The sequence below is a fragment of the Wolbachia endosymbiont of Zygogramma bicolorata genome, from assembly GCF_051130665.1.
Lineage (GTDB): Bacteria > Pseudomonadota > Alphaproteobacteria > Rickettsiales > Anaplasmataceae > Wolbachia.
In genome coordinates, this window is the sequence record NZ_CP149530.1 from 906369 (window position 1) to 931591 (window position 25223).

Sequence of the window (25223 nt, forward strand, 5' to 3'; positions counted from 1 at the left end):
AATTACAGTATGTGCCTATCACATGCTCTATCTGCATATAGTGCTTTTATGGCATGCTGAAAATCAACTTCTTTTAGCAAATCACAAGCTCCATAGTGATCAGAGTAGACACCGTTACTGTATTTTACAGCTATGGCTTTTTTGTTGTTTATATTCAACATTACGTGCAATTTTCTCGTTTGCTCATAGCCACGATATTTTCTGTCATTGCTATTTTCCTTGCTGTGTGTTGTTGTATATACTAATTCCTGTACTGTCTATAGCAATTTCGATATCTTCCATATTATTTTTATCAATTCTGCAATCATTTATCTTAATATTAAGTTTCTTTTGATGCTTGTGAATAGCTGATAACTGCCAAATCTCTTCCTATTTGTTGCAAATACCCTTTTATAAACCCGACTGTTTGTCTTAAACCAATTCTAAAGAAACTGACGATTATATGCACCAAAATCACAACTTTATCACTATAAATATAGTTGCCGCCCTGCATTTTTGGACAATTCTCGTACCAATTTTCTATGGCGTTATTGATATAACAAAAAATGCTTCCTCTTTCTTGGAGAAATTTGTTATATTCATGGCAGTTACTGACTCTCATTTTTTGTGGCATATTTTTTCTTCAACAGTTAAATGGCTATTTATAATGAATTTTGTCAGTAACTGCCAGTTCTTTTCACTTGAGCGATGCAACAAAGCCATCCCAGTGTCAGCTACTCGGATGACATCATAGGGGCGCTGGGATGACACCCTGACAATCGTCATCCCGCTACGTGTTAGCGGGATGAAAATGTTGTACCAAGACCACGGTAGCTATAAAATTATCAAGGGAAGTACCACACACTTCCCTTCTTTTTCAAAATAAGTTTACCTACAGGTCTGATTGTATTAAGATTACTTAATACAATCAGGTCTATTATATGCGTTTATCCAAATATTACCTACCAACTCTAAAGGAAAAGCCTACCCATGCTAAAATTATCTCCCATCAATATTCTTTACGTGCAGGTTTAATAAAGCAGATAGCATCTGGCATCTATACGTGGTTGCCGCTTGGTCTGCGCGTGCTTAAGAATATTGAAGATATTATCAGAGATGAAATGGATAAATCTGGTGCAATTGAAGCATTAATGCCTTGTGTGCAACCAGCAAATCTTTGGCGAGAATCGGGACGTTACGATGATTACGGTAAGGAAATGCTACGTATAAGGGATAGGCATGAGGAAGATATGCTTTTCGGTCCAACGCATGAGGAGGTAGCAACTGATCTAATTAGAGATGTGGTAAAAAGTTACAAAGATTTGCCACTTTGTTTGTATCATATCCAGTGGAAATTCCGTGATGAGGTAAGACCACGCTATGGTGTTATGAGGGGTAGGGAATTTCTGATGAAGGATGCATACAGTTTTGATGTAGATTACGAAGGTGCACTGAATTCATATAATTTGATGTACAAAACTTACATAAAAATCTTCAAACGCATGGGACTTACTCCAATTGGAGTGAGAGCGGACACTGGGCCAATTGGAGGAAATTTGAGCCACGAGTTTCATATATTGGCAAACACTGGTGAGAGCACTTTATATTATGACAATAAATTTTCTGAACTACTGGAAAGTGAAGATGTTGAAAGTTTGAAGAATATATATGCAGTTGCAGATGATATGCACGACCCTAAAACTTGCCTTGTGCCGCAAGAGCAGTTAAATGTTAGTAAAGGTATTGAAATAGGGCATATTTTTTATTTTGGCGACAAATACTCAAAGCCTATGAAGGCAAGTGTTACTTCTCAAGATGGAAAAAATGTCAACATGCATATGGGTTCGTATGGCATTGGGGTTTCAAGGCTTGTCGGTGCAATAATAGAAGCTTTTCATGATGATAAGGGAATTATCTGGCCAGAAGCGGTAGCTCCTTTCAGAATTGGTTTAATCAATTTACAAACGAAAGTAACGGAGGCTGCAGATAAAATATACAAAGCTTTGAAAAGTGATGAAGTGCTTTACGATGATACGGAAAGAAGTATAGGAGTAAAATTTTCTAGAATGGATCTGATAGGCTTGCCGTGGCAAATAATTGTTGGAAAAAAGGCAATAGATGAAAATATAGTTGAAGTAAAAAATAGAGCAACTGGAGAGGTAAAAGAAATGCAGATTGAGGAAGCAATAAATCGCTTTAGCACAAAATGATACGCGGTATCGGCACTGACATAGTATATATACCAAGAGTATTGAGAATATTACAAAAATACGGGGAAAAATTTCTCAATAGAATCTACACTGAAAAAGAAATAGAGCTAAGTAGAAAGTATAATAGTCAAGAAATGCGAGCAAGGTATTTTGCCAAACGCTTTGCAGCAAAAGAAGCTTTTGTTAAAGCACGAGGTACTGGATTTAGCCAGGGCATTATAATGAAAGATATAGAAATATACAGCGATGTAAGAGGAAAACCATATATTGCTGTCAGAAAGGATTTCATCTCAAAGGACTACAAGATTCATCTTTCTCTGAGTGACGATGGAGATTACGCTACTGCATTTGTTATAATTTGCGTCTAGCAGATATTGTTTCAATTTATGCAGTTGACTTTATGCTATCTATATAGCTAAACTGACTTAGGTTTACCGACAATTTGAAAAACAACAAATTCGTCATTCCGCTACTCGTTAGCGGAATCTATGCCGAGATACCGCGGCGGTATGACGGTTCGCGGTGGCATGACGATAAGCTCGTCATCCCGCTACTAGTTAGCGGATGAGATACCGCGAATGAATCGCGGTATGACGTAACGACAAATTCGTCATCCCGCTACGTGTTAGCGGGATCTAGAGATACCGCGGCGGTATAGCTATAGCATACACAAACAACTAGTTTACCAAAAAAACATAGCGGTTTTTCTATGATTTGAGTATAATTCTAGCTTTACCTAAACAGAAAATTTAATGGACTATATCTTAATGTATCTTTCCTTACCATTTTCAATTACCGAAAATTACTTATTAATTACTGCATTGATTCCGCTTTTAAGTGCTTTTGTTATCTTTTTTACTGGTAAATGGCCCGGAGTGAACAATAGTATTACTGTCATTTCTTCTGTACTTCTGTTTACGTATACGTGTCTGTGCACTTTATATTGGGTATATGGTGATCATTCTCAATTTATTCTCATGGATTTTGGTAATAATTTGCACATTAGTTTAAAGCTAGAGTCTACCGGAGTAATATTCAGTTTATTAATATCGTTTTTATGGATACTAACCAGTATATACGCAATATGTTATATGCAGAATAACTATGCTGATAGCAATCACTCAAGTTTTCTATGCTTTTTTTCAATATCGATTAGCTGTGCAATGTTTATTGCTTTTTCTGGAGATTTGCTCACTACATTTGTTTTTTATGAGCTTCTAACTATTAGTACATACCCTCTGGTTACTTACAACTCAACAAATGAATCAATGATTGCAGGGCGCTATTACTTTGGCGTGCTATTTTTCTCTTCTTTAGTATTATTTTTTCCTGCAATAGGCCTTTTATATAATGAATTTCATACTTTAGACTTTGTAAGTGGTGGAATATTCAAATTTGATACTTCACTCATCACTTTCATTGCAGTGTGTTTTGCTATGCTGATTTATGGAATAGGAAAAGCTGCATTAATGCCAATGCATTTTTGGTTACCAAAAGCAATGGTTGCACCAACTCCTGTGAGTGCACTATTACATGCTGTTGCTGTTGTGAAATCCGGAGTTTTCATCATCATAAAAGTTATATTATACACTTTCGGCGTCGATAACATACAACGTTTTGTGCAGCAAAATTGGTTTGCTGGAGGGTGGCTTCCGTACGCTGCTGGATTTACTATTATTACTGCATCATTGATTGCATTAAAGCAAAAAGAATTAAAGAAATTGCTTGCTTACTCTACCATCTCTCAATTGTCGTATATTATATTATTTGCTTCAATTTTTAGTGAGCTCAGCATGAGGGTTGCAATTTTTCAATTAGTTTGCCACGCATTTGCAAAAATCACTTTGTTTTTCATTGCCGGAGCAATAATAACGAAAACAGGTGAGAAATATATAGATAAGATTCACGGTATAGGACGCAGTATGCCAATTAACATGACAGCATTTGCTATAGGTGCATTGTCTATGATAGGGGTGCCGCCTACTCCGACTTTTTGGGGTAAATTTCTCATTTTTCAAGCTGTTTTCAACTCTGGCAATGTAATACTTTCTGTGTTTGTAACTCTAGTGTTAATTGTTAGTACTATACTTAACGCTCTGTACTTTTTACCGATAATTTACAATGCCTTTTTCTTAAAACCTTCTCAGAATTACTTTATTAAAAAAACGCCAATTCTTCTAGTTTTACCTCCAGTTATTACTGCTACATGCACTTTAGTTATTTTTTTTAGCTACCAAGTAATATTTTAAAATCTGTATTTATAACCATTAACAATAAATTTAAATGGTATTATACCAGCCAGAGTTGCTTTTATACTCGACAAAGTGAAGCTAATCTCCACAGTATGATCTTTCACCTCCTTATTTTGCTCGGTTGTAAAAACTACAGTAGCATTTCCAGCAAATGTAACTAAGTCCTTGGTCGATCGATCAATAGATAATGTTATTACATTTATGTTGGCAGTTTTTCTTTTGGATGAAGGTGAACTAACAGCTTCATTGTTCGTTTTTTCCTGAAAGCCTTGATAGATTTTATGTATAGAATTGTTTCTTATAAAATTTTCTTGGTACTTCGGTTCAACGATCTTAATGGACTCGTATATTTCAATGTATTTACTTATTAAGTACCTCGCTGTGGAAGTGTATTCATCTTCCTTTTTACTGAAACTAAGCTTATGTATTGCAGAGAACTCATCTTCTGTGTGGTTCATGTACTTCACAAAATTTAAATCTTTTTTAACAGGAAATAACAGGTATATGTTTAATATTAATAAACATAAGCATACTAGGAGAAGCGATACTATTAATGCCATCCAAGATCTTTCTGCTACACAAAACAGATACCTATGGCAGTACCATTCGACTGCTTTACTGAAATAACTTTTGTTTTTTACTGATTCAAGCAATTTATCTTCCATAACACAATGCTACCAAACCCAATTATAATAACAATAAGATTAGATACTCTAAAAAACTTTAAAATATGTCTAAATTTTCCAAAATAGGATGAATGATTATATCACCTTGTTCCGCAATAAGGTAGAATTTATCGATTTTGCTCACATCTACATTGATCATTTTTACACTGAAATTTTCAGGATTGTAAATATTACTTTCAGCACTTTTGTGATAATTATAATAATGTAATTTATTTTGATCATCAAAATAACCAAATTCATCAGCGAGGGTTCCCACTTTGCTACCTTTACCACTTTTGACTAGCTCAAATAGATCAATTGCATGGTTTTGAGATCCAGGCTCAATAGGCCCTTCTGCAGCAAAAAACTTAGGTGCATGACCAACGTATTCCTTAAATTTTAGATTATGAGTCTTTTTTACACTACCAAAATCCACAAACTTATATTCATCTGAAACGCCAGAATATTGTGGATCATACTTTTTATATTCAAAGAACTCATTACCTAAAAAATTACAAAACGTTAATTTATAATCATCATGATCGGATTTAACGACTTTGTAGGGTCGAGAACTGGCGCGCCTACTTTAGGGTTTGGTGGCTGATCCATTGTTTTCACAATAGGCCTCAATCCAAATTCCCATGTTAACGTTTCCAGCTCCCGCCTCGTCAAACGCAGCATGCGGTTTTCCCGCACTACGCTTTCCTAGCAGATTCTTTACCAAAGTTTATCACATATTGTACTGGTGATGCTTTCGGTTTGTAATACCTTGTTCTGTAGTCTGAATATAGACCCAGCGTTTTGTATATCCATTCGCTACTCCACTTCTTCCACCCAAACCCTTTCTTTGCTTTCCTGGCTCGCATTAAGTTGCGTCTTACCTTCTTTTCCACCCAATGTTTTACGTAATTGAACTTTCGACCAGAGTTCCCTATCCTAAAGTAGTTTACCCACCCTCTCAATATCGGATTGATGTCATGTATCACTCTTTTTATCGGTTGCGATTTATAGCGCCGAAATATTTCCTTCAACTTGCGTAGCAGGTTTGTTCGTGCTTTCATCTGCGGTGTTTTCCTGACATTCCATTTTCCTTGTCTTGTGATATTCTCTTGAAAATCAAACCCTAGGAAGCTAAATGTTTCTCCTTTCTTTAGGTTGATGACTTTTGTCTTTTCTTCATTTACGCTCACTTCTAGTTTTGCTAATTCTTCTTCCAACCTTCTGTATACTGCTCTTTCTAGCCATTCCCGTTTCGGGTGTTCACTAATCAGTATCACTAAATCGTCTGCCCATCTGGCATATTCCATACGTTGGTACTTTCCTTCTTTGGTCACCTCTTTTGCTTTCTCCAACATTTTATCTACCTCATTTAGGTATATATTGCTTAGTAGTGGCGAAAGTGGTGATCCTTGTGCTATTCCTCGTTTTCCTCCTGTTTTGAGGATTAGCTTAATCATGCGCATGATTTCTTTGTCATTTATTCTTTTGGCAATCTTTTCCATCAGAATATGATGTCGCACATTGTCGAAGTAGGATTTCATACCAATTCCTAAAAATAAATAGAGGAATAAAGAAAAATTTCTAAAATAGAATAATTTAAGAATTAGTGGGGAGTTATGGCAGGAAAAAGTAAAGCAATAGGAGAAGAATTATATAATAAGTGTAACCTGGAATTAAAGAAGCACGGCATAAGAGGAGAGATAGGAAGAAGATTACAGGCAATAATATCTGCAAAAGAATATGGAATAACAAAAGTTGCTCAAATATACCGAATTACTAGAACTACATTGATGAAGTGGATTACAAGATTTAAGGAAGGAGGAGTCAATGCGTTTAAAATACAACCAGGACGTGGAGTAAAGCCGAAGTTGAGCTACAAGCAGCAAGAAGAAATTAAAAATGTCATAGCAGAAGAAGGAGCCAACCTAACGGCTAAGAAATTAAAAATCATAATTGAGAAAATGTTTTCTATTGAGGTAAGTAAGTCTACAGCACATAGACTGATGCAAAAGTTAGGTTTTTCGTATATTACTCCAAGGCCTGTGCACAATAAACAGGATAAAAATAAACAAGAAGAGTTTAAAAAAAAATCTTAATGAAACTATTGTCACGTATCCCGAAAAAGAGCTATTTTTCTTCGATGAGTCGCGGTTTGGCACACATTCAAAGATTGGACACGGGTGGTTTAAAAAAGGCATTAGGACACAGGTTAAGGTAAAATTAGGTAGGCAAAACTTTTATCTCTATAGTGCAGTTAATCCTAGAAATCGAGAGAGTTCTAGCTTATTCGTACCAAACGTCAATACTGATTGTATGAATATATTCCTTGAGCAGATGTCACAATATTTAGGAACAAGGGAGGCATTTCTTGTTGTGGATTGTGCAGGATGGCATAGATCCAAAGGTTTAAAAATACCACAAAATATTACCTTAATCTATTTACCTCCATATTCACCAGAGTTAAATCCAGTAGAGCGTTTATGGCAATATTTGAAAGACAATCTCATTAAAAATAGAATATATGACTCTGTTAGTTTATTGGAGGATATTGTATGTGCATTCATTCGTAATATTACGGAAAGTTCGATCAAAACCATTTGTTCTGTGAGTTATTTGCCTACTTATTTATGAGATTTGGTATTAGACTTTCTAATTTCTGTTGAGTCTGATCCTGCGTCATTAGACTTTCTACATTATTTTCTGTCATCCCAGTGCTTGACACTGGGATCTCTTCTTTTATGGAATTAATAGGTTGTTCTTCTATTTTCGAATATTTATTGCTGCTCCTGTTAGTAATATCCAAAATTGTTTGTACTATTGCTGCCTGTTTTTTTGAGTCTAGTTTTTTTGAGTTTGTTATTTCTACTTCCAACGCTGGAAGAAAGTTTTTGGTGTAATAATTATAAGATTCTTCTTGCTTTTTCAGCGATTTTTCTAATTTAGTTAATACCTCAGGACTAGCTCCTTTCTTGAACAACTCTATGCATTTTTTGATAGTTCCATCTCCATTTTTTTTTGGCTTTCATGATTATGTGTTTTTTTTGTTACCTTTTTGTATATAGTGCCGTGCAATTGTTGGTTAATATCTTCTTCATTATTCTGAGGTTTTTTTAAAGGACTTAGCATAGACTCCTCCATACAAATAAAATGCATAGATACCTTTTTAGCGTTAATTTTACATTAAAACTGGGCAATTATGCCATATTATGGATAATTATAGCAACTTGCTTATTGGAAAGTCACTTAACTATTTGCTTTGCTAACTACTGGGTTTTCTACTTCTACAGATTTGCTATCAATATAATTATTTGCCTGTTGAATTAATATGTCTATCACTTCTTTTACAGGCTTTTCCCTATCAACCATGCCAACACTTTGACCGGCCATTAAAGATCCCGTTTCAACATCTCCATCAATTACTGCTCTTCTTAAAGCTCCAGCCCAGAACTTTTCTATTTCAAGCTGCCCATCTTCTTTTGAGATCTGTCCCTTTTGGTATTCATCAATAACTTTTTTTTGATGCTTCATAAAATCATCACTTGCTTTGTTGGCTATAGCTCTTACTGGAATTACAGGAAAATCAGCACTTATCTGTACAGAAGGTATTGCATTACGTGCGGCTGATTTAATAAACACTTTCTTAAAATTTTTGTGGGCAATTGACTCATTAGTGCAGACAAATAATGTACCTATTTGACAGCCACTTGCCCCCATTTCTAAGTAATTAACTATCATTTCACCTCTTCCTATTCCACCTGCAACAAACACTGGTATTTGTTCATTTTTAAAATGAGGCAATATCTCTTGTGCGAGAACAGAAGTGCTAACTGGCCCTATGTGCCCGCCTGCTTCCATTCCTTCTATTATTAACGCATCTACTCCCATTTTTACTAACCTTTTCGCAAGGCTTAATGCTGGTGCAAAGCACATAACTTCAATGCCTGCACTCTTAATTTTTTCTATATTAGGCTTCGTTGGTAATCCGCCAGCAAGCACTATGTGGCTTACTTTCGTTTCAATACACACATCTATCAACTCACTCAACTTTGGGTGCATAGTAATTAGGTTTACACCAAATGATTTGTTAGTTAATTTCTGTGTCTCTATGATTTCTTTTTTCAATAGGTCTGGAAACATTGTACCACATGCAATTACACCAAAACCACCAGCGTTTGAGATTGCCGAAACCAAGTTTCTCTCTGAAACCCAGCTCATAGCACCACCCATTATCGCAAACTCACTACCAAGAAAATCTGTTCCTTTTTTCCAGAGGATACTTAACATATAACCTATATCATACGTTTAAAAATGTTTTGCTTATCTATAAATGTGTGTTTCAAAGCGCCAAGTATATGCAAGATTATAAAGAGTACCATAAAACATGCAAGCATCGAATGTAGCTGATTAGCCGTGTTAGCTAGATCTTTGTTTTGATTAATCAACAAAGGGATATGAAAAAAATACTTGATCTTTTTGCCAGAAGCAGAAGACATAACATAGCCAGATAGTGGCATTAGCACCATTAAAGAATATAAACCAAAGTGTACTGTTTTACTTGCATTGATTACAAACCGAGAAAAATTTACTGGAAGTGGTGGAACATAAGTAAAGACGCGAAAAAATATGCGTACTATGATTAGTCCAAGAATAGTGATACCGCAAGCCTTATGAATAGCGTATATGTTGAACTTAATCTCATTGCTAAGTGGTAAGCTTTTCATATCAAGTCCAGAGCAAAGCATACCAATAATAAAAACAGCCATCAACCAATGGATAACTCTTAAACCTAGGCTATATTTATCGTCTTCCATTTTGATTACCCTAAAGTAGCATTTATATAATAGAAAAACTATTTTTCAATCAAAATTATTAAAGCAATTTAGATTTACCGACAATGTAGCTATACAAATTCGACCCAGCCGGGAGTCAAGTAGCTGGCCGGCACCTAAGCCATAAACGGATTAAATGCAAAACTTCCTTGACAAACTTCGCCAGCCCCCTTATCATGATAGTGAAGCTATTTATCTTCTCTGTACAGATTAAATGACAAAAAAACTCAACGTATCTGGCGTCTCATGTTTAATTTTTTGCACTATGTGCACTCTATGTCTTTATCAAATTTCTAGGTTTTTACCTATACAAGCTGAAATACGCTTATAAAGCATTTAAAACATTAAAAAACGCCAACTTAAAAAATGGATAGTGAATAATTAGCTACCCTAGGGTTTCTTTTGCCTTTTTTTCTGTTTAGTAAATTTCTTAAACATTTATGACTAAAGGTTAGTTGCATTAAAAAGCAGCTAAATCGCGGTTATTAAGCGTTTAGAATAAAAAAACGCCATACTTGAAAGTATAATGTAAGTAATTAGCCAACCACGGGGCTTCTTTTGCCTTTTTTCCGTTTGGTAAATTTCTTAATATTTATAGCAACATGAACTGGGCAGGAAGGTGTCATTCCAGTGCTCCTTTTCTTGTCATCTCAGCACCTTCTTCTGTCATCCCAGTGCGTGACACTGGGATCTAGCCTTTATTATTTGGTTGAAATTAAGTCTTCTGGATCCCAGTGTCAGCTACTTTCATAACATCATCATAAAGTAAAATGAGATCCCAGTGTTAGCTACTTGGATGACAGGGGAAGGTATTAGGATGACACCGTCATAAAGTAAAATGAGATCCCAGTGTCTGGGCACTGGGATGACATTATAGAGAGGCACTGGGATGACACCCTGACAATCGTCATCCCGCTGCTTGTTAGCGGGATCTAGAGATACCGCGGCGGTATGGCGTAGAGCTCGCGTTAGCTATGCTTTTATACTCACCAAATAAGTTTGCTTGCTTACAAGCAAACTTTCCTGGATTCCAGCGTCAAGCGCTGGAATGACAGAGCTATAGGTGTTATCCAAGTAGCGTGACTACTTGCTGGATTACCAAGTCCAGTTAAGTGCAGCATCATCACTTGTTGGGATCTCAAAGGTTGGTTTTGACATTATATCTATCACATGATTGTTAAACCATATATGAGCACTGGTGCCTCCAGCTTTTTCAACAGCTTCCTTAAAATTCTTTTGCAGTATAGGTTGAACATCTATTGTGAACTGAGGATCATCTATAGCCTTTTTGATAGCATTATCAAAAGTGGTTTGTAGTGTTAATTTAGCAGTTTGATCTAAGGTATTATTACTTATAGCCTTTCCTATTGTAGTTAAATTAACTAACTCAGTTTTTAAATTATTAGGCATATTATCAGTCTTAGCTTTTATGTCACCTACATTAGTTCCAATATCTGCGATTTTACCAGTATCAGTCTTTATAGCATTGACATCAACAGATTTAGCTAGTGAAGCTAACTCATTTACTAAATTATCAGGTATGTTGTCAGTCTTAGTTTCTATTTTATCTACTTTAGCTCCAATAGCTGTTATTTTACCAGTATCAGTCGTTATTGTAGTTAACTCAGTTTTTAAATCAGCAGGCATATTATCAGTCTTAGCTTTTATGTCACCTACGTTAGTTTTAATATCTGCGATTTTATTAGTCTCAGTCGTTATTGTAGTTAACTCAGTTTTTAAATCAGCAGGCATATTATCAGTCTTAGCTTTTATTTCATCTACGTTAGTTTCAATACTTAATAATGCAGCAACTGCACCTCCAGTCATGAACTTTGTTGCTGTAGCGCTATAATCTACTTCAGCAGTACCATGATCTTCATACTTAAAAGTGTTGAAAATATTATTAGCACTATCTACACCAAAAGTGTACTTATTCTGTGCATCATCTTCATAAACTATACTTTTAATGGTATCAGCTTGTACATTAGTTCCGGTGTTGTCTTTAAATGTTAAACCAACCGCCATATCACACTCTCCGTTAATTATAAAAACTATAGCATGCATGAAAATAGTATAATTTTCGTTAATGCTAGATTTTACATAAGATTTCCTTGAAACTTTTCATTTTAGAATTCTTCTCTTGTCATCCCACTCCCCTCTCCTGTCATCCCAGTGCATGACACTGGGATCCATTTTTCCATCATCAGAAACGTTGTACTTTAATATAAAACGGCTACTTTTATGCTCATCAACTTAACTAGATCCCAGTGTCTGGGCACTGGGATGACAAGAAGGGGGCTACTGGGATGATACCGAAGGGGCTACTCGGATCTGTCATTCCAGCGCGTGACGCTGGTTCACTCTATGACGGTGTCATCCCAGTGCATGACACTGGGATCTCATTTTATTTTGTAATTTCATCATACAAATCAGCCCAATTTGGGTTTTCCCTTTCAACTAAATCAATTTTCCATTCTCTTTTCCAGCTTTTCAAAAGTTTTTCTCTGTTCAGAGCTGAACCTACGTCTTGAAATACCTCAAAGTAAACTAATTTCTGCACATTGTACTTTGATGTAAAGCCAGAAATAACTTTATTTTTATGTTCCCAAATTCGTTTAGTTAAATTTGACGTTATACCTATATACAGAGCCTTATTGTGCTTGCTTGTAAGTATATAAACATAATAACTTTTCATATATAGTAAATAAATTCCCAGTGTCAAGCTACTTGGATGACACCGAAGGGGCTACTCGGATCTGTCATTCCAGCGCGTGACCCAGATGCAGCCACTTATTTAAAGTTAAGTTTTCTGGATCCCAGTGTCAAGCACTGGGATGACACCGAAGGGGCTACTCGGATCTGTCATTCCAGCGCGTGACCCAGATGCAGCCACTTATTTAAAGTTAAGTTTTCTGGATCCCAGTGTCAAGCACTGGGATGACACCGAAGGGGCTACTTGGATGACACCGAAGGGGCTACTCGGATGACACCGAAGGGGCTACTCGGATGACACCGAAGGGGCTACTCGCATGACACCGAAGGGGCTACTTGGATGACACCGAAGGGGCTACTCGCATGACAGCTAGCCTGACAACCGTCATCCCGCTACTTGTTAGCGGGATCTAGAGATACCGCTGCGGTATGACGGTTCGCGGTGGTATGACGTAGGACTGCTGTCATCCCGCTACTTGTTAGCGGCTAAGAGATACCGCGAATGAATCGCGGTATGACGGTTAAGTATCCCGCTACTTGTTAGCGGCTGAGATACCGCGAATGAATCGCGGTATGACGGTTAAGTATCCCGCTGCTTGTTAGCGCCGCGGCGGTATGACGTGTTGCTTGGATCAGCTATACTTGCCTCCCTGTATGTATTAGATGTAGGCTGAGTTGTGGTCGTGATAAATGTGGTCGCTTGTGTAATCAAACATTTTCACAAAGCCATTCTCTAGATAAAGATTATATTCGTGATGTTGATCTGATAATACAATATTATCTTGCTCCCCTAAATTGAAATGACTTGAATCTGACAGCAATTCGTAATTTGGATTATCTATTTTACTAATGCTGCTTATTACTTTGCCATTACCACTTGATATAGCCAAACTATAACTATCACCATCCTTCATTATTTTGATGGACACCTTATCTTCAGGTAACACTATAAGCTTCTTTGTGCCACTATCGTGGATTACGAATTTGCCTTTTTCAAAATAGTATTTGTCTTCCGGCAAAGCACCAACCTTATATCCTGATTCAGCCAATTTGTGCCAAAACTTTAACACAGAGTTTTTATCTTCCCCTTCTGCTCTATCATACAAGGCTTTTACATCATGATAATCTATGGTTACATTTGCCTTGTGCTTCCCTTCTGAGTCCTGCTCGTAGCTCTTTTCTATTTTGAGAATTGTGTCTTTTAATACCTGCTCTTTCTCTTCCACTGAAGATGACCTTTTTGCCCTTGTTGGAATTTGTGGCTGATCAGACTGCATTTCACTATTGTCGTTTGATACAGTTCTCTCTTCAGCAGCTTGTGCAACAACATTAGTAGTATTGTGACTTATGTGTGATGTATCAACTTCTGTCTTAGTTTCACTTACTTGCCCTTTTGGACTTTCGGTTTGTTTCTCTTTTGTGAATATTCTCTGATAGTCCGTGTAGCCTCTATTAGTGTCACCGATATCACCATCACCTTGATCGAAAGTTATTTTTTTACTTCCATTCCCCATGTCCTCAATTTCAACTTGAGGAGAAACAGATGCGAGGAAATCGTTATAACTGTAGTTGTAGTCAGCAGAAAAGAATATTTTCCCTTTGAAGTTATGGAAATTATTAGATAACATTCCAATTTCTTCATCAGTATCACCATCAAATAGTTTTACTTTAGTGAAATATGCTTGATCTTTTATTCTAACTATTTCACCGCTAGAGTTTCTTTGTATGTGGTAATCATTTGGGTCGTACTTTATAGCAAAAAGTTTGCCAGAGCCATATTTCTCTAAGTTTATAAGGCCCACATTTACATGTTTATGGGAATAATCTCTCTTCTCATATTCATGTGCAAATACTGGGTCAATATATTTGTATTCATCTGGTATGCCACTGTATTCTCTTCCTTTAGAATCAGACGGTGCTAATTTATATTGTCCATCTTTTTCCACTAATTTTAGGTGAGTAACACTGCTTGGCAAGTGAAACCTTACGTTTTTTCCATGATCATGAATGAACAAGTTATACCAAACTTCGTTATTGGGAAGACAAATAGGACATATTATAAATTTGCTTAAACTCCGCAATTACAGGCAAAAGGGCTATTTTTAATTTGTCTTATTATTAATGAGACTTGGTATTACTTTCATTTATAACTTCACCTCTTTCATTTTTCACCTCTTCAGTAATATAGAAGCCCATATTTTTGAATGCATGTAGATTTTCGCCTCCTTGCTTTACAACCGCTTCGTATACATCGTCGTCTGTCCTATCTGTTCCCTTATTATCCAGTAATTTTCCTTTTTCCACGATTACTCCATTTGCCTTTTGCTCATCAGAATATTGTGCATGCTCTGAATCCTGATGATTCAAAATTTTGGTACCTCTAAGGAGCAGAGAATCTAAATCTTTTTGGATGTGTCCAGTGCTAGGATGCAACAATTCATTTTCGTGTAAATGCGCTTCATCAAAGTATTCATCGCGTTCAACTGTTCTGCCATCTATTAGGGAAGCTTTATAATGACCATTTTCTTTTGTAACCGCAATATAAGCACCACCATCATATTGAACATTTAAGTTGTGCAATATGTCCTCAAAAACAAAAGTTTCTTTAGTTTGGCCTTCAACTTGCTTAAAAAATCCTGATTCGCTCAATAATTCTCCAAGCTTTGTATTTCCATCATATATGGACAGCGCACCCTTATTTCCATGACCAAGAGCTTTGATAGAGAAAATCTTACCTTCTTGTAGGTCAATATGATTTGTACCTCTTATCAAGTTTGAATCGATATTGATCATTTCTTCTAACATCTTTTCTACGTCGATGTTCTTAGTCGCTTTTACTTGTTTTAAGCCAGTGTTTATGGTTTTATCAAGCAAGGCTTCTTTTAATTCCTCATATTTGGAGGGAATTGAATGATATTTGCCTAAAGATTCTTCATAAGAAATCTCTTGTCTATGGTATTTTTCACCTACTTCATTGGATTCCTTGAGAATCTGCTCATCCAGGGCTTTTAATGCATTATCATAAACTTTCTTTAAATTCTCATCGTAATTTGACAATGTCCTTAAAGCCTGATTTTTATACTCTAAGCTGTTTTGATATTCATTACCTTGTTGATCAGAGTAAGTCAGCTTAACCTGCCCATCAGCAGTTTTTACTGCCTTTAAGAAATGATATTCCTTTGATATATCGAGGTTATCATTTGTTGCCCTATTAACAGCACGAGCATAATCATAAAACGACACATGTTCTACAGGAGAAAAACTTCCAACGTTTTCTCCATCTATTTTTTCTATATTTGCTTTATAGTAGGATATGTTTTTAATTTCTCCATCAACTATTTCTTGACCAGTTGCTATAAAATCTCCTTTTGTAACTTGTAGGGCATTAATTTCTTCCATAGCAGTTTCTGTATCATTCTCAGCAAGCCAACTTTTGAAGTCAGCATCATGTCCTTTTATGTCTTTCAAGAAACTTTTTGACTCATCTGAGTTACCTTGACGTAAAGCATCTAGGTAGTCTCTTAATAAACTAGGATCTTTTTCCTGTAAGTACATTATCAACGCATGACCTGTTTTATAAACCAGGCTATTTGCTTCGCTGTCCTTTGAATATTCTAAACTTAAAATTTTATCTAAATCCAAATTTTCAGCTTCAGTTTTGTCGATACTTGATCCTTGAGAATTGAATTTATGATCTGAATGATGCTCAAAGTAATCTGCAATTCCTTCCATTAATACTGTAGGTAGGTGCTTACCTCCTGTAGCCAAGTAAGTTAAACCATGTGCAAATTCATGCTGAAGGTTATGAACGCCGCCTTGCTGATAGACATACATTTCAGCAAAAACATCAGCTTCCCCTTTGTAGTAACATTTACCACCTTCATCTCCAAGGTAAGAACCAAAACGCTCGCTTCCGCCAAGGTGAGTGTAATCATCCTTGTCATCAAACATATAAATTTTAAATGTTTGTTCTGAGTTGCTGTGTTCTAACTTGAATGTATCTTTAAAACTAGTAGCTGTTTCTTTTATCTCACTTTCAATTGTTGCAATTTTACTTGCTCTTAAATTATGAGAATAAACTTCTACTTTAATATTTAAATCTTTAACTTCTACAACATGTGGCGAATTAAACCCTTTGCCGTTATTGTTAAAGTATTCTTCTTTAGTTATATTTTTATTTATTTGTTGATTGATTGTCATAATTCTAACCTCTAATTTATTAACTCTTCAAATATAAGGTGATCTCTACTAAAAAAGTGTGAATTTTCATATTGGTATAATCTATATCTTAGTGAAAAAATATAAGTAATTAATTTAATATGAACAATATAAGATATAGCTATAACTAAAGCAATTTAGATTTACCGATAATTTGGTAAGCTATGAACTCGTCATTCCGCTACGTGTTAGCGGAATCTATGCTGAGATACCGCGAATGAATCGCGGTATGACGTAGGAAAACCTGACCTGCACTAGCTATAGGCTCTATAGCTTGACCACAAAAAAAATCTAGGTTCTAACGTTACATTAGGATAGGGTAAGAATTTAAAAGCAAATTGACTTTCATTCCACCAAAGCACTATACTAAAACCACGATGGGTAATTAGCTCAGTTGGTAGAGCACTTGCTTGACGTGCAAGCGGTCGCTGGTTCGAACCCAGTGTTACCCACGTTTTTGTTCATGAAAAGATTTTATATGACAGCAGTGCATAACGGCAAACACTCAGCAGCACAGTCCAAGCGCTTAATCTATTCCATAATAATAGTTGCGATAACAATGTTTATGGAAATAGTAGGTGGAATAATTTCACATTCGCTTGCTCTACTATCAGATGCAGGGCATATGCTCACTGACCTCTTTGCCTTAGTTTTAAGCTGGTTAGCACACAAATTTTCAGCTAAGAAATCTGATTTGCAAAGATCATACGGGTATCATCGGTTGCAGATAATTGCAGCATTTGTTAATGGTTTAACTTTATTCTTCATTGCAGTAATCATTATAATTGAGTCAATAAAAAGATTTATTTTTCCGGTAAATGTTGAGTGGAAAGTAATGTTAGTAATTGCTACACTTGGCCTGATCTCTAATATTATAGTCTTTTTTATATTACATAGTAAATGCGAGAGCAATATAAACATAAAAAGTGCTGTACTACACGTTATAGGAGATATTTTAGGTTCTGTAGCTGCTATACTTGCATCCATAATTATCATGTTTACTGGATGGCAAATGGTGGATCCGATTTTATCGGTATTTGTCAGTGTAATCATTTTGAATAGTGGCTACAAAATTCTAAAGAATTCTTGCCACATACTTCTTGAAGGCACACCTGAAGTGATATCTACTGAGGAAATAAAAAGTAAGATCACATCAGAATTACCTGAAGTGATAGATGTGCACCACATACATGCATGGTCACTGTCTGATAATTATTTTATAATTACCATGCATGCCAAAGTAAAGCAAGATGCACAACACACTGATATTTTGTATGAGATAAAAAAAATACTACTAAATAGGTTCGAGATAGCACACTCTACAGTCGAGATCGAATACGATGAGTGTGCGGATAATAAGATACTTAAACATTGACGTTTTAAATTACTATGCTATTACTAGAGCGTAATGATGTTGAAGGTAAGCTATGATAGGTATTTCTCAATTACAATTTCCTTCAAAGGAATCTAGCAGGCTAAAGTTTGTTAGTTACTTTGCAACTTTTGTTTCTTTAAGCATTATCACTAACCCTGTTAATGTTCTTTTTTCTCTTGGTACTATATTCTTCAGGTCTGAAATTAAAACTCTTTATATCTACAAAGAAATAAAAGCGGCAAAACAGCAAAAAAATAAGTAAAAAGGAGTATTGGGAAATATTTTTTAAGAACAATGCAATCAAGGTAGCAGCCTTCCTCTTGTTTTCTGCTTTCATAACAGTAACCGTTCACGGATTGTGAGAATGAATTAAAGAACTAAGCAGTGACAGCTACTAGATTCTGTAGCTTTTGAAAGGGGTTCTGGCCATTGAGACGTGATGTCAAAAATATCGACAACATTCTTTCCACGAATCTTTCTCCACGTTCTGACCAGGTGAAAAAGCTGTTTTTACGATAAATTACGTACCGTCTAATTTGCCGTTCTGCAAGGTTATTAGTTGTTTCTATCACTTCAGGTTTTCTTAAAAACTTCCACATCATATCCTCAGATCGTAACATCTTAGCGGCCATTCTTGAAGCTTGAGTGCTATTTGCAACCCTCGTCATTTTACGTAAAAAATGTTTTACCCTTTTCCGAATTTTTCGCACCAGTCGATAAAATCTCAAATTATCTATCAAATTTTGTTTTTTTGCCTTATCTACTACAAACACCTTATTGCTGAGCGATTTTAGTGCTTGGCCAATTTTGCTCACTTCAACATTTTTACTATGGGCAAATCTCTCAAAATCTCTTGCCAGATGTGCCCAACATATCTGTCTATTTTCACGATTGAAGTAATTGTATACAGCGTATCTATCGCTCACAAATATACCATCATATTCTGGCAGTAAACTCTTCAACACCTTCTTACCACGAGACTCGCTTACCTTCAGAAGTGTCAACGCTTTGTTTGTTATTACCCAACTCCAGCCTCTCTTTCCTTGATTTCTGTGCCCTGTTTCGTCTATATGCAAATACTCGCTTCCTTGCAACTCTTCCTTCATTTTCTCATATTCAGATGCACACTTCTTCGATACCCTGCGTTCAGTATTTGAGACTAAACCAAGGCTTATATTTAGATTAAAAATACTGCCCAAAATTTGCTGTACCTCTCTTTTTGAGTTAATAAAAAAGCCGCTAAGGCTGCTTATAACTGTTTTAGCATTGGGTCCTAGAAAATCTCTTGCAACACCTTCGGGTAAATTTGCTGTAATTCTTTTATTACATACTCTACAATGTCCTCTTTGCAACCTGTACTCAGTTACAATTGGCTTAATTTCTGGCAACTCTGCCTTCTGATGAATAATTTCATCTTCTAAAGTAATCTTACCTCCACACATACAAATTGTATCAATTGTGCATCTCACTACCTCGTCTGCAGCCATTAATTCACGCTTATGCACCTTATGTCCTGGCTGACCTCCTGGTTTTTTATCACTTTTCTTTTTTGCTTTCTTACGATATATATCTCGTGATGGTGGCAGCGATGAATTTTGCGAATTTAAGCCCAATTTGTCTTCTAATTCAACTATTTTTGCTTTCAAGCTATCATTTTCTCTGATCAGTGCTTTTATTTCTTCCTTGAGATTAGCGTTTTCTGCTACAACCTTTTCTTGCAGCACTGTTGTCATTTACCCATTCCATATTTAGCTTCCTATCTCTTTACACTTTTATACTTACTTTGTAAACCACCTTATCTCCGTGAACGGTTACTTTTCAAATTGGTAGATAATAGAAATAATTTGTGTTAACTAGCTAAAGATCTTAGGTTTGCCAACATTCCGCTACGTGTTAGCGGCTGAGATACCGCGAATGAATCGCGGTATGACATAGGGCTGCACTAGCTATATAGGATTACCACGATGGATTTTTAAGATCATTTACGGCCTTCTTAATATCTTCAGCCTTGAATATCGCCGATCCCGCAACTAAAATATCAGCACCTGCTTTTATTATATCAGTTGCGTTAGAAAAGTTAATTCCACCATCTACTGAAATTTGTGTTTTAAGATTACGCTCCTGTATCATTTTTTTTATAGTAGATATCTTGTTCAACTGTGAATGAATAAATTCCTGCCCTCCAAAGCCAGGGTTGACTGTCATAATCAGCACAATATCTAGCTCATGTATTATGTATTCAAGCACACTTGGGGAAGTTGAAGGAACAATTGAGACTCCAGCTTGAATCGTTTTTTTTGCGTCGTTTACATTTTTGTATGACTTTATCTTTCTTATCAACCTCTCAAGGTGTATCTCTGCTTCTGCATGTACAGTGATAATATCAGCACCAGCATTTATAAAGCTTTCAATGTGGTTACCAGGAGATTTGACCATTAAATGCACATCAAAAGGAAGATTGCTATATTTACGTATTGCAGAGACAACGCTAGGACCAATTGTAATATTTGGAACGAAATTCCCATCCATAACGTCTATGTGTATGTAATCTACACCTAAATCGCTAATTTTTCTTACTTCTTCTCCTAATTTTGCAAAGTCTGCTGAAAGTATAGAAGGTGCAATTTTAATACTCATGAGCTGTTTTTTACTAAAAAATAACTTATTTTTAAGACTCTGTCACCCTAATACTATTTGCATCATCTGAGTAGCTATAGGAACTGGATACCGATATCGGCGATGGTTTATGCCTATTTAACTAGATCTTAAATTAGATAAAAAAAGGTAGTCTTGATAAAACTTATTTACAACAAGTTTTTTTACATTTGGATTTTCTGTTTGTTCTTTTTTGTACCCTAATTTATAGCTTATTGAATCCTTATATGAACTGATCGTTTTGTATGCTTTGTTCATCTCTCTAGGAAAGATGCCATTAGCAATTACGACGCATAACCCTGTAGCTGTTGCAAAAGCTAGAGTGGTAAATGCTAGATTTTGTAAAAAATTCCTTCCACTAATTTTTTTTTCCTGTATATTAGCAGAGTGCGATTTGTTTGACGCTTCTTCTAGATGTTCATGCCATATATGATTGCAGTTCGTACACTTTACCTTTCTTCCAAATACACCAATTTGCTCAGAAGATACTAAGTAAGTTTTAGTACAACTATTACATTGTATTTTCATAGCACTTACATATAAAGTGGTAACAAGCTCAAATGATACAGAGCTATAAATTTAATATTAATATATATAACAAATGGAAGGTTTGCAACTAAAAAAAACACAAAGTGAGATAGAAAATATTTGGAAAAATAGAGAAAAATTTAATGACTATAACCTAAAGGAAACAGCAAGAATAGCAATTAAAGAGGTAATTGAGCTCCTTGATAGTGGCAAAATTAGAGTAGCAGAAAAGCTATCAAGTGGAGAATGGGTAGTACATAAGTGGATAAAGCAGGCAATATTATTACATTTTCTCACTGAAGAAAACAAAATAATAGACAATACCAATTGCTGGTTTGACAAGATCGGTAACAAATTTAGTGAATGGAATGAGGAGAAATTTCGCCAGTTAAAAATTAGAGCAGTTCCTGGGTGTTTTGTCCGCCGATCTGCTTATATAGGTACAAATGTTGTTCTAATGCCAAGTTTTATCAACGTTGGTGCATATGTTGATTCAGGAACAATGATAGATACCTGGTCAACGATTGGTAGCTGTGCGCAAATAGGAAAAAACTGCCATATTTCCGGTGGAGTGGGAATAGGTGGAGTCCTTGAGCCTATTCAAGCTTCACCTGTCATTATAGAAGATAATTGCTTTATTGGAGCACGTAGCGAGGTAGCCGAGGGTGTGGTAGTGAGAGAAGGATCAGTCCTTGGCATGGGTGTGTTTATTGGAGCATCAACAAAGATTATTGATAGAGAAACTAGCGAGGTATTTTATGGCGAAGTGCCACCTTATTCTGTAGTGGTACCAGGGTCTATTCCATCTAAAAATAACATTTCAACCTATTGTGCAGTTATAGTAAAAAAAGTGGATGAAAAGACGAGATCGAAAACCTCTATAAATGAAATATTGAGGAATTAAACTATCTCACTGCTTGTCGTCACTTTTTTTATCATTATTACTAACCACAGTAATGGCATACGCACATAACTCTGAGAAAGAGACTCCATTTTCTTGAGATAGTTTATATAATTTTTGTAGACTTTCTTTTACTTTATTAGGGATATTCCCTCCACGTTCTTTTACAAGCCAGGAATCTTGATGATGAATTGGATGAGCATCACTTTTTGGATTTCCTATATATATTGCAAAAGGTGAACTTTGTCCTTTGAAGTCACATTGTACAGTAAATTTTTTTATAGATTCAGCCATCTAAAGACCTCTACTTTTCTTTTTGGTCGATTTTATAGCAGGTGGAAGAGGTGGTTTCTTTATAAAATCTTGTCTATTGACAACACTTTCTTTACCTTCCAAAGCTCGGCGAACATCAGCTCTGCTTAATTGCGACTCTTTTGCTACCTTCATTCCATGCTTTGCCATAATATTAGCATATGCTAGTACTTTTTTTACCAATGCTAGATCACCATCTAGCATTTGAACTAGCACTTGAAACACTTCCGCTAAAGTTAGTCCATCAGCATTTATAACCTTGTTTTCTATAAAATTGACAGCTTCTTCAAATTTGTATTCAATACTATCATCTTGAGGTATAAGGGCAACATAATCGGTGTTTTTGTCGTCCATAACTGAAGCACTATTACTCACAAACTTAAGTTTATACTATATATATAAATACTCTACTATTTTATATTATGGTACGCTATAGTTAAACATTTATTAATAACATGCTCACTTATATACACGAATTAATTGACAAAAGTCAAGGATCAATATCCATCAGTGATTTCATGAATGCCGTTTTGTACCATGAAAAATACGGCTATTATGCGAGTAGATTACCACTTGGTAAGGATGGTGATTTTACTACTGCACCTGAGATCAGCCAATTATTTGGTGAAGTAATTGCAGTTTGGATAATGCATACATGGGAAAAATTAGGAAAGCCATCAAAATTTTCTCTAGTTGAACTTGGGCCAGGCAAAGGAACACTCATTCACGATATAATAAGAGTCACTAAAAAATACAGCAGCTTTTTTAATTCAATGTTGATCCACTTAGTTGAAATAAGCCCTACTTTACGGAAGATACAAAAGGAAAAATTAAAAGGCTTAGGTGTTAATTGGCACAAAGATATTGACAACCTACCAGAACAACCAACCATTTTTTTAGCAAATGAGTTCTTTGACGCTCTTCCGATAGATCAGTTTGTATATCGTGATGAGGGGTGGTATGAAAATATGGTGACAAAACAAGATGATGGCAGTCTCTTGGTGTCATGCCAGTGCGTGACACTGGCATCCAGAAAAAAAGAATCATGGATTCCAGTGTCAGCTACTTGCATGACAGGGGGTTTCGATGGTGCAGTGGTGGAAATATGTTCAACTGGGGTTGAAATATTAAAAAAACTTGAGAAGAAGATACATAATAATAAAGGAGCTGCTTTGATTATAGATTACGGTTATGTATACCCCGCATATAAGAGCACTTTGCAATCGATAAAACAACATAAGTATGCTAATTTTCTTGAGAATGTTGGTAATAGTGATATTACTGCACTTGTGAACTTTCAAGCATTAAAAGATTCATTAAAACACGTAGATTGCGAGATTTTAACTCAAAGAGAATTTTTATATCTTTTTGGCATAAAAGAAAGAACCCAGGCTTTAATGAAAAGTGCAAGTGATGAACAAAAGAATAGGATCTTTAGTGAATTCTTAAGGTTGACTGAAAATATGGGCACTCTTTTTAAAGCTATGCTATTGATAGCATAGCTAAAATAATTTATGTTGTTGGGAATGTTGTAACAAAATTAGGTATATTGGTACATACCTAAGTGGGGTAAAAGGAGGCTGACATAGCGGGTTTTATACTATTCTAGAAGTAATATGCGGAAAAGGGGGGATTCGAACCCCCGACATATTTTCATATGTGCACGCTTTCCAAGCGTGTGCTTTAGACCACTCAGCCACCTTTCCATGCTTATTCATAATATTGAAAATTGTACTGCTAAACAATATAAAAACCTGGTATATAGGGTTCACCACGAAAATTCACAGTATTGTTAAACTTGCTTCTGCAAGTTGGAAATGTTTTATCGCAACCTGCGAGTATTGAATATTTATCCCCAGCAGAAATTTGGTATGGAGGCGAAGTAAACAACGTAACTACTTTATTTTTATATTCTTTTACTACACCTTCAAATGCTGTTGAGCCAAAGAATTTTACTACTCCGTGCTTATAATATTCATCACTCTCAGTTAAATTCGTGTCTTCAAATCTTCTTTCGTCTATTACTTTAGTGATTGTACTTATTTTACTAAATTTTTTAGTATCGGCTTTGCATTTATCATCGCAAAATTGTGCTCTGCATGCAGGAGAGTATAATTCTGCTATGCTTCTCTCAAGCTTTGCTGAGAGCCCTCTAATTTCAACAATAAATCTTCCACTACTTAATTTCACTTTACCAAAAGTTCCTGAATGTAGATTCATTGTTCCCTGGGTCAAGTCTTTATAATTCACAAGAAATATTTCAATATTTGCAAAGTCGTACTTTCCTGATAAAACATCTTCTTCTTTAATATCACCACTATTTAATATCCCTTCAATTTCTAGATTATCAGTTTTTAAATCGCTGTTTAATATTATACTACTGGCTGTAAATCCACTTGAAGATTTATAGAGTATATTATTAATATTTAAATCTTCATCATAGTCAGTGAATCCCATTACTTCTCCACCTGCGAGCTTTAATTTCCAGCACGTAGCGGTGGTAAGTAATTCTCCAGCTAAATGATTTTTTAGTGTGGTTTGCATAGGGGCCTCCTGTTTAATTGATTGAATTTGAAAGTAGCTATAC

Annotated in this window: 23 protein-coding genes, 2 tRNA genes and 3 pseudogenes; 9 read left to right on the plus strand and 19 right to left on the minus strand. The window is 35.6% G+C overall.

All coding sequences use genetic code 11. The features are described from left to right. Positions 1 to 11 precede the first annotated feature (11 nt). Positions 12 to 613 (minus strand): annotated as a pseudogene (locus tag WKH12_RS04295) (transposase); the annotation flags it as partial. A gap of 307 nt (positions 614 to 920) precedes the next feature. Between WKH12_RS04295 and proS the strand changes: the two are divergent. From proS to WKH12_RS04310, 3 genes are all read left to right on the plus strand, one after another. Then, positions 921 to 2189: a proline--tRNA ligase gene (gene proS / locus WKH12_RS04300; protein WP_264688213.1), complete on the plus strand. Its 1269-nt coding sequence runs from the start codon at positions 921 to 923 to the stop codon at positions 2187 to 2189. Next, a complete protein-coding gene (locus WKH12_RS04305) occupies positions 2186 to 2557 on the plus strand; it encodes a holo-[acyl-carrier-protein] synthase (protein WP_253309486.1) in 372 nt (123 codons plus the stop codon). Before proS ends, WKH12_RS04305 begins: the two co-directional genes overlap by 4 nt. Positions 2558 to 2941: 384 nt before the next feature. Further along, positions 2942 to 4438 carry a proton-conducting transporter transmembrane domain-containing protein gene (locus WKH12_RS04310; protein ID WP_434732088.1) on the plus strand — a complete coding sequence of 499 codons (1497 nt, stop codon included), beginning with the start codon at positions 2942 to 2944 and terminating at the stop codon, positions 4436 to 4438. On the opposite strand, the gene WKH12_RS04315 is transcribed toward WKH12_RS04310, so the two are convergent. The 3 genes and pseudogenes from WKH12_RS04315 to WKH12_RS04325 all read right to left on the minus strand — a co-directional run bounded on the left by WKH12_RS04315 (position 4435) and on the right by WKH12_RS04325 (position 6647). Beyond that, positions 4435 to 5106, minus strand: coding sequence for a VirB8/TrbF family protein (locus tag WKH12_RS04315; protein WP_434732089.1), 672 nt, complete (start codon positions 5104 to 5106; stop codon positions 4435 to 4437). The genes WKH12_RS04310 and WKH12_RS04315 overlap by 4 nt on opposite strands. Before the next feature lie 58 nt (positions 5107 to 5164). Beyond that, positions 5165 to 5665 (minus strand): annotated as a pseudogene (locus WKH12_RS04320) (hypothetical protein); the annotation flags it as partial. Positions 5666 to 5801: 136 nt separating this feature from the next. Then, positions 5802 to 6647, minus strand: a complete 846-nt coding sequence (locus WKH12_RS04325) for a reverse transcriptase domain-containing protein (protein ID WP_434732090.1) — start codon at positions 6645 to 6647, stop codon at positions 5802 to 5804. Positions 6648 to 6722: 75 nt separating this feature from the next. Between WKH12_RS04325 and WKH12_RS04330 the strand changes: the two genes are divergently transcribed. Further along, a protein-coding gene (locus WKH12_RS04330; protein WP_434732091.1) for an IS630 family transposase occupies positions 6723 to 7737 on the plus strand; the annotation gives its coding sequence in 2 pieces (ribosomal slippage) (positions 6723 to 7187 and positions 7189 to 7737; 1014 coding nt in all). Here the strand turns inward: WKH12_RS04330 and WKH12_RS04335 are convergent. From WKH12_RS04335 to WKH12_RS04370, 8 genes are all read right to left on the minus strand, one after another. After that, a complete protein-coding gene (locus WKH12_RS04335; protein ID WP_434732092.1) occupies positions 7724 to 8083 on the minus strand; it encodes a hypothetical protein in 360 nt (119 codons plus the stop codon). The genes WKH12_RS04330 and WKH12_RS04335 overlap by 14 nt on opposite strands. A gap of 2 nt (positions 8084 to 8085) precedes the next feature. After that, positions 8086 to 8232, minus strand: coding sequence for a hypothetical protein (locus WKH12_RS04340; RefSeq protein WP_434732093.1), 147 nt, complete (start codon positions 8230 to 8232; stop codon positions 8086 to 8088). 117 nt (positions 8233 to 8349) lie between these two features. Continuing rightward, a complete protein-coding gene (locus WKH12_RS04345) occupies positions 8350 to 9390 on the minus strand; it encodes an NAD(P)H-dependent flavin oxidoreductase (protein WP_434732094.1) in 1041 nt (346 codons plus the stop codon). A gap of 5 nt (positions 9391 to 9395) precedes the next feature. Beyond that, positions 9396 to 9917 carry a cytochrome b gene (locus WKH12_RS04350; protein WP_434732095.1) on the minus strand — a complete coding sequence of 174 codons (522 nt, stop codon included), beginning with the start codon at positions 9915 to 9917 and terminating at the stop codon, positions 9396 to 9398. A 1113-nt stretch (positions 9918 to 11030) separates the two neighbouring features. Then, positions 11031 to 11999, minus strand: a complete 969-nt coding sequence (locus WKH12_RS04355) for a hypothetical protein (RefSeq protein ID WP_434732096.1) — start codon at positions 11997 to 11999, stop codon at positions 11031 to 11033. 340 nt (positions 12000 to 12339) lie between these two features. Next, complete coding sequence (locus WKH12_RS04360) at positions 12340 to 12630, minus strand: GIY-YIG nuclease family protein (RefSeq protein ID WP_265036635.1); 291 nt, start codon at positions 12628 to 12630, stop codon at positions 12340 to 12342. Between the two features lie 676 nt (positions 12631 to 13306). Continuing rightward, a complete protein-coding gene (locus tag WKH12_RS04365; protein ID WP_434732097.1) occupies positions 13307 to 14623 on the minus strand; it encodes a hypothetical protein in 1317 nt (438 codons plus the stop codon). Positions 14624 to 14765: 142 nt separating this feature from the next. Continuing rightward, positions 14766 to 16847: a hypothetical protein gene (locus WKH12_RS04370; protein ID WP_434732098.1), complete on the minus strand. Its 2082-nt coding sequence runs from the start codon at positions 16845 to 16847 to the stop codon at positions 14766 to 14768. Positions 16848 to 17244: 397 nt separating this feature from the next. On the opposite strand from WKH12_RS04370, the gene WKH12_RS04375 reads away from it, so the two are divergent. The 3 genes and pseudogenes from WKH12_RS04375 to WKH12_RS04385 form a co-directional block, all read left to right on the plus strand. Next, positions 17245 to 17317: transfer RNA gene (locus tag WKH12_RS04375), tRNA-Val, on the plus strand. Positions 17318 to 17343: 26 nt separating this feature from the next. Next, complete coding sequence (locus tag WKH12_RS04380; protein WP_434732099.1) at positions 17344 to 18240, plus strand: cation diffusion facilitator family transporter; 897 nt, start codon at positions 17344 to 17346, stop codon at positions 18238 to 18240. A gap of 52 nt (positions 18241 to 18292) precedes the next feature. Further along, positions 18293 to 18581: pseudogene (locus WKH12_RS04385) on the plus strand (hypothetical protein); the annotation flags it as partial. Between the two features lie 36 nt (positions 18582 to 18617). On the opposite strand, the gene tnpC reads toward WKH12_RS04385, so the two are convergent. From tnpC to WKH12_RS04400, 3 genes are all read right to left on the minus strand, one after another. Beyond that, a complete protein-coding gene (gene tnpC / locus WKH12_RS04390; protein ID WP_434732010.1) occupies positions 18618 to 19973 on the minus strand; it encodes an IS66 family transposase in 1356 nt (451 codons plus the stop codon). Between the two features lie 223 nt (positions 19974 to 20196). Then, a complete protein-coding gene (gene rpe, locus WKH12_RS04395; RefSeq protein ID WP_253309921.1) occupies positions 20197 to 20877 on the minus strand; it encodes a ribulose-phosphate 3-epimerase in 681 nt (226 codons plus the stop codon). 117 nt (positions 20878 to 20994) lie between these two features. Continuing rightward, complete coding sequence (locus WKH12_RS04400; protein WP_434732100.1) at positions 20995 to 21423, minus strand: MJ0042-type zinc finger domain-containing protein; 429 nt, start codon at positions 21421 to 21423, stop codon at positions 20995 to 20997. Between the two features lie 73 nt (positions 21424 to 21496). Here WKH12_RS04400 and dapD point away from each other — a divergent pair, with 73 nt between their 5' ends. Continuing rightward, positions 21497 to 22327: a 2,3,4,5-tetrahydropyridine-2,6-dicarboxylate N-succinyltransferase gene (gene dapD, locus WKH12_RS04405; RefSeq protein WP_434732101.1), complete on the plus strand. Its 831-nt coding sequence runs from the start codon at positions 21497 to 21499 to the stop codon at positions 22325 to 22327. A gap of 6 nt (positions 22328 to 22333) precedes the next feature. On the opposite strand, the gene WKH12_RS04410 is transcribed toward dapD, so the two are convergent. Beyond that, positions 22334 to 22618 carry a DUF2610 domain-containing protein gene (locus WKH12_RS04410; RefSeq protein WP_007549418.1) on the minus strand — a complete coding sequence of 95 codons (285 nt, stop codon included), beginning with the start codon at positions 22616 to 22618 and terminating at the stop codon, positions 22334 to 22336. Further along, entirely contained in the window at positions 22619 to 22990 is a 372-nt protein-coding gene (locus tag WKH12_RS04415; protein ID WP_375138158.1) for a hypothetical protein, read from the minus strand. It lies immediately after the preceding gene. A gap of 101 nt (positions 22991 to 23091) precedes the next feature. Here WKH12_RS04415 and WKH12_RS04420 point away from each other — a divergent pair, with 101 nt between their 5' ends. Continuing rightward, positions 23092 to 24138: a class I SAM-dependent methyltransferase gene (locus WKH12_RS04420; RefSeq protein WP_434732102.1), complete on the plus strand. Its 1047-nt coding sequence runs from the start codon at positions 23092 to 23094 to the stop codon at positions 24136 to 24138. 117 nt (positions 24139 to 24255) lie between these two features. Here WKH12_RS04420 and WKH12_RS04425 read toward each other — a convergent pair. Both WKH12_RS04425 and WKH12_RS04430 read right to left on the minus strand, forming a co-directional pair. Beyond that, a tRNA-Ser gene (locus WKH12_RS04425) sits at positions 24256 to 24342 on the minus strand. 31 nt (positions 24343 to 24373) lie between these two features. Then, positions 24374 to 25180, minus strand: coding sequence for a DUF2163 domain-containing protein (locus tag WKH12_RS04430; RefSeq protein ID WP_434732103.1), 807 nt, complete (start codon positions 25178 to 25180; stop codon positions 24374 to 24376). Between the last annotated feature and the right edge of the window lie 43 nt (positions 25181 to 25223).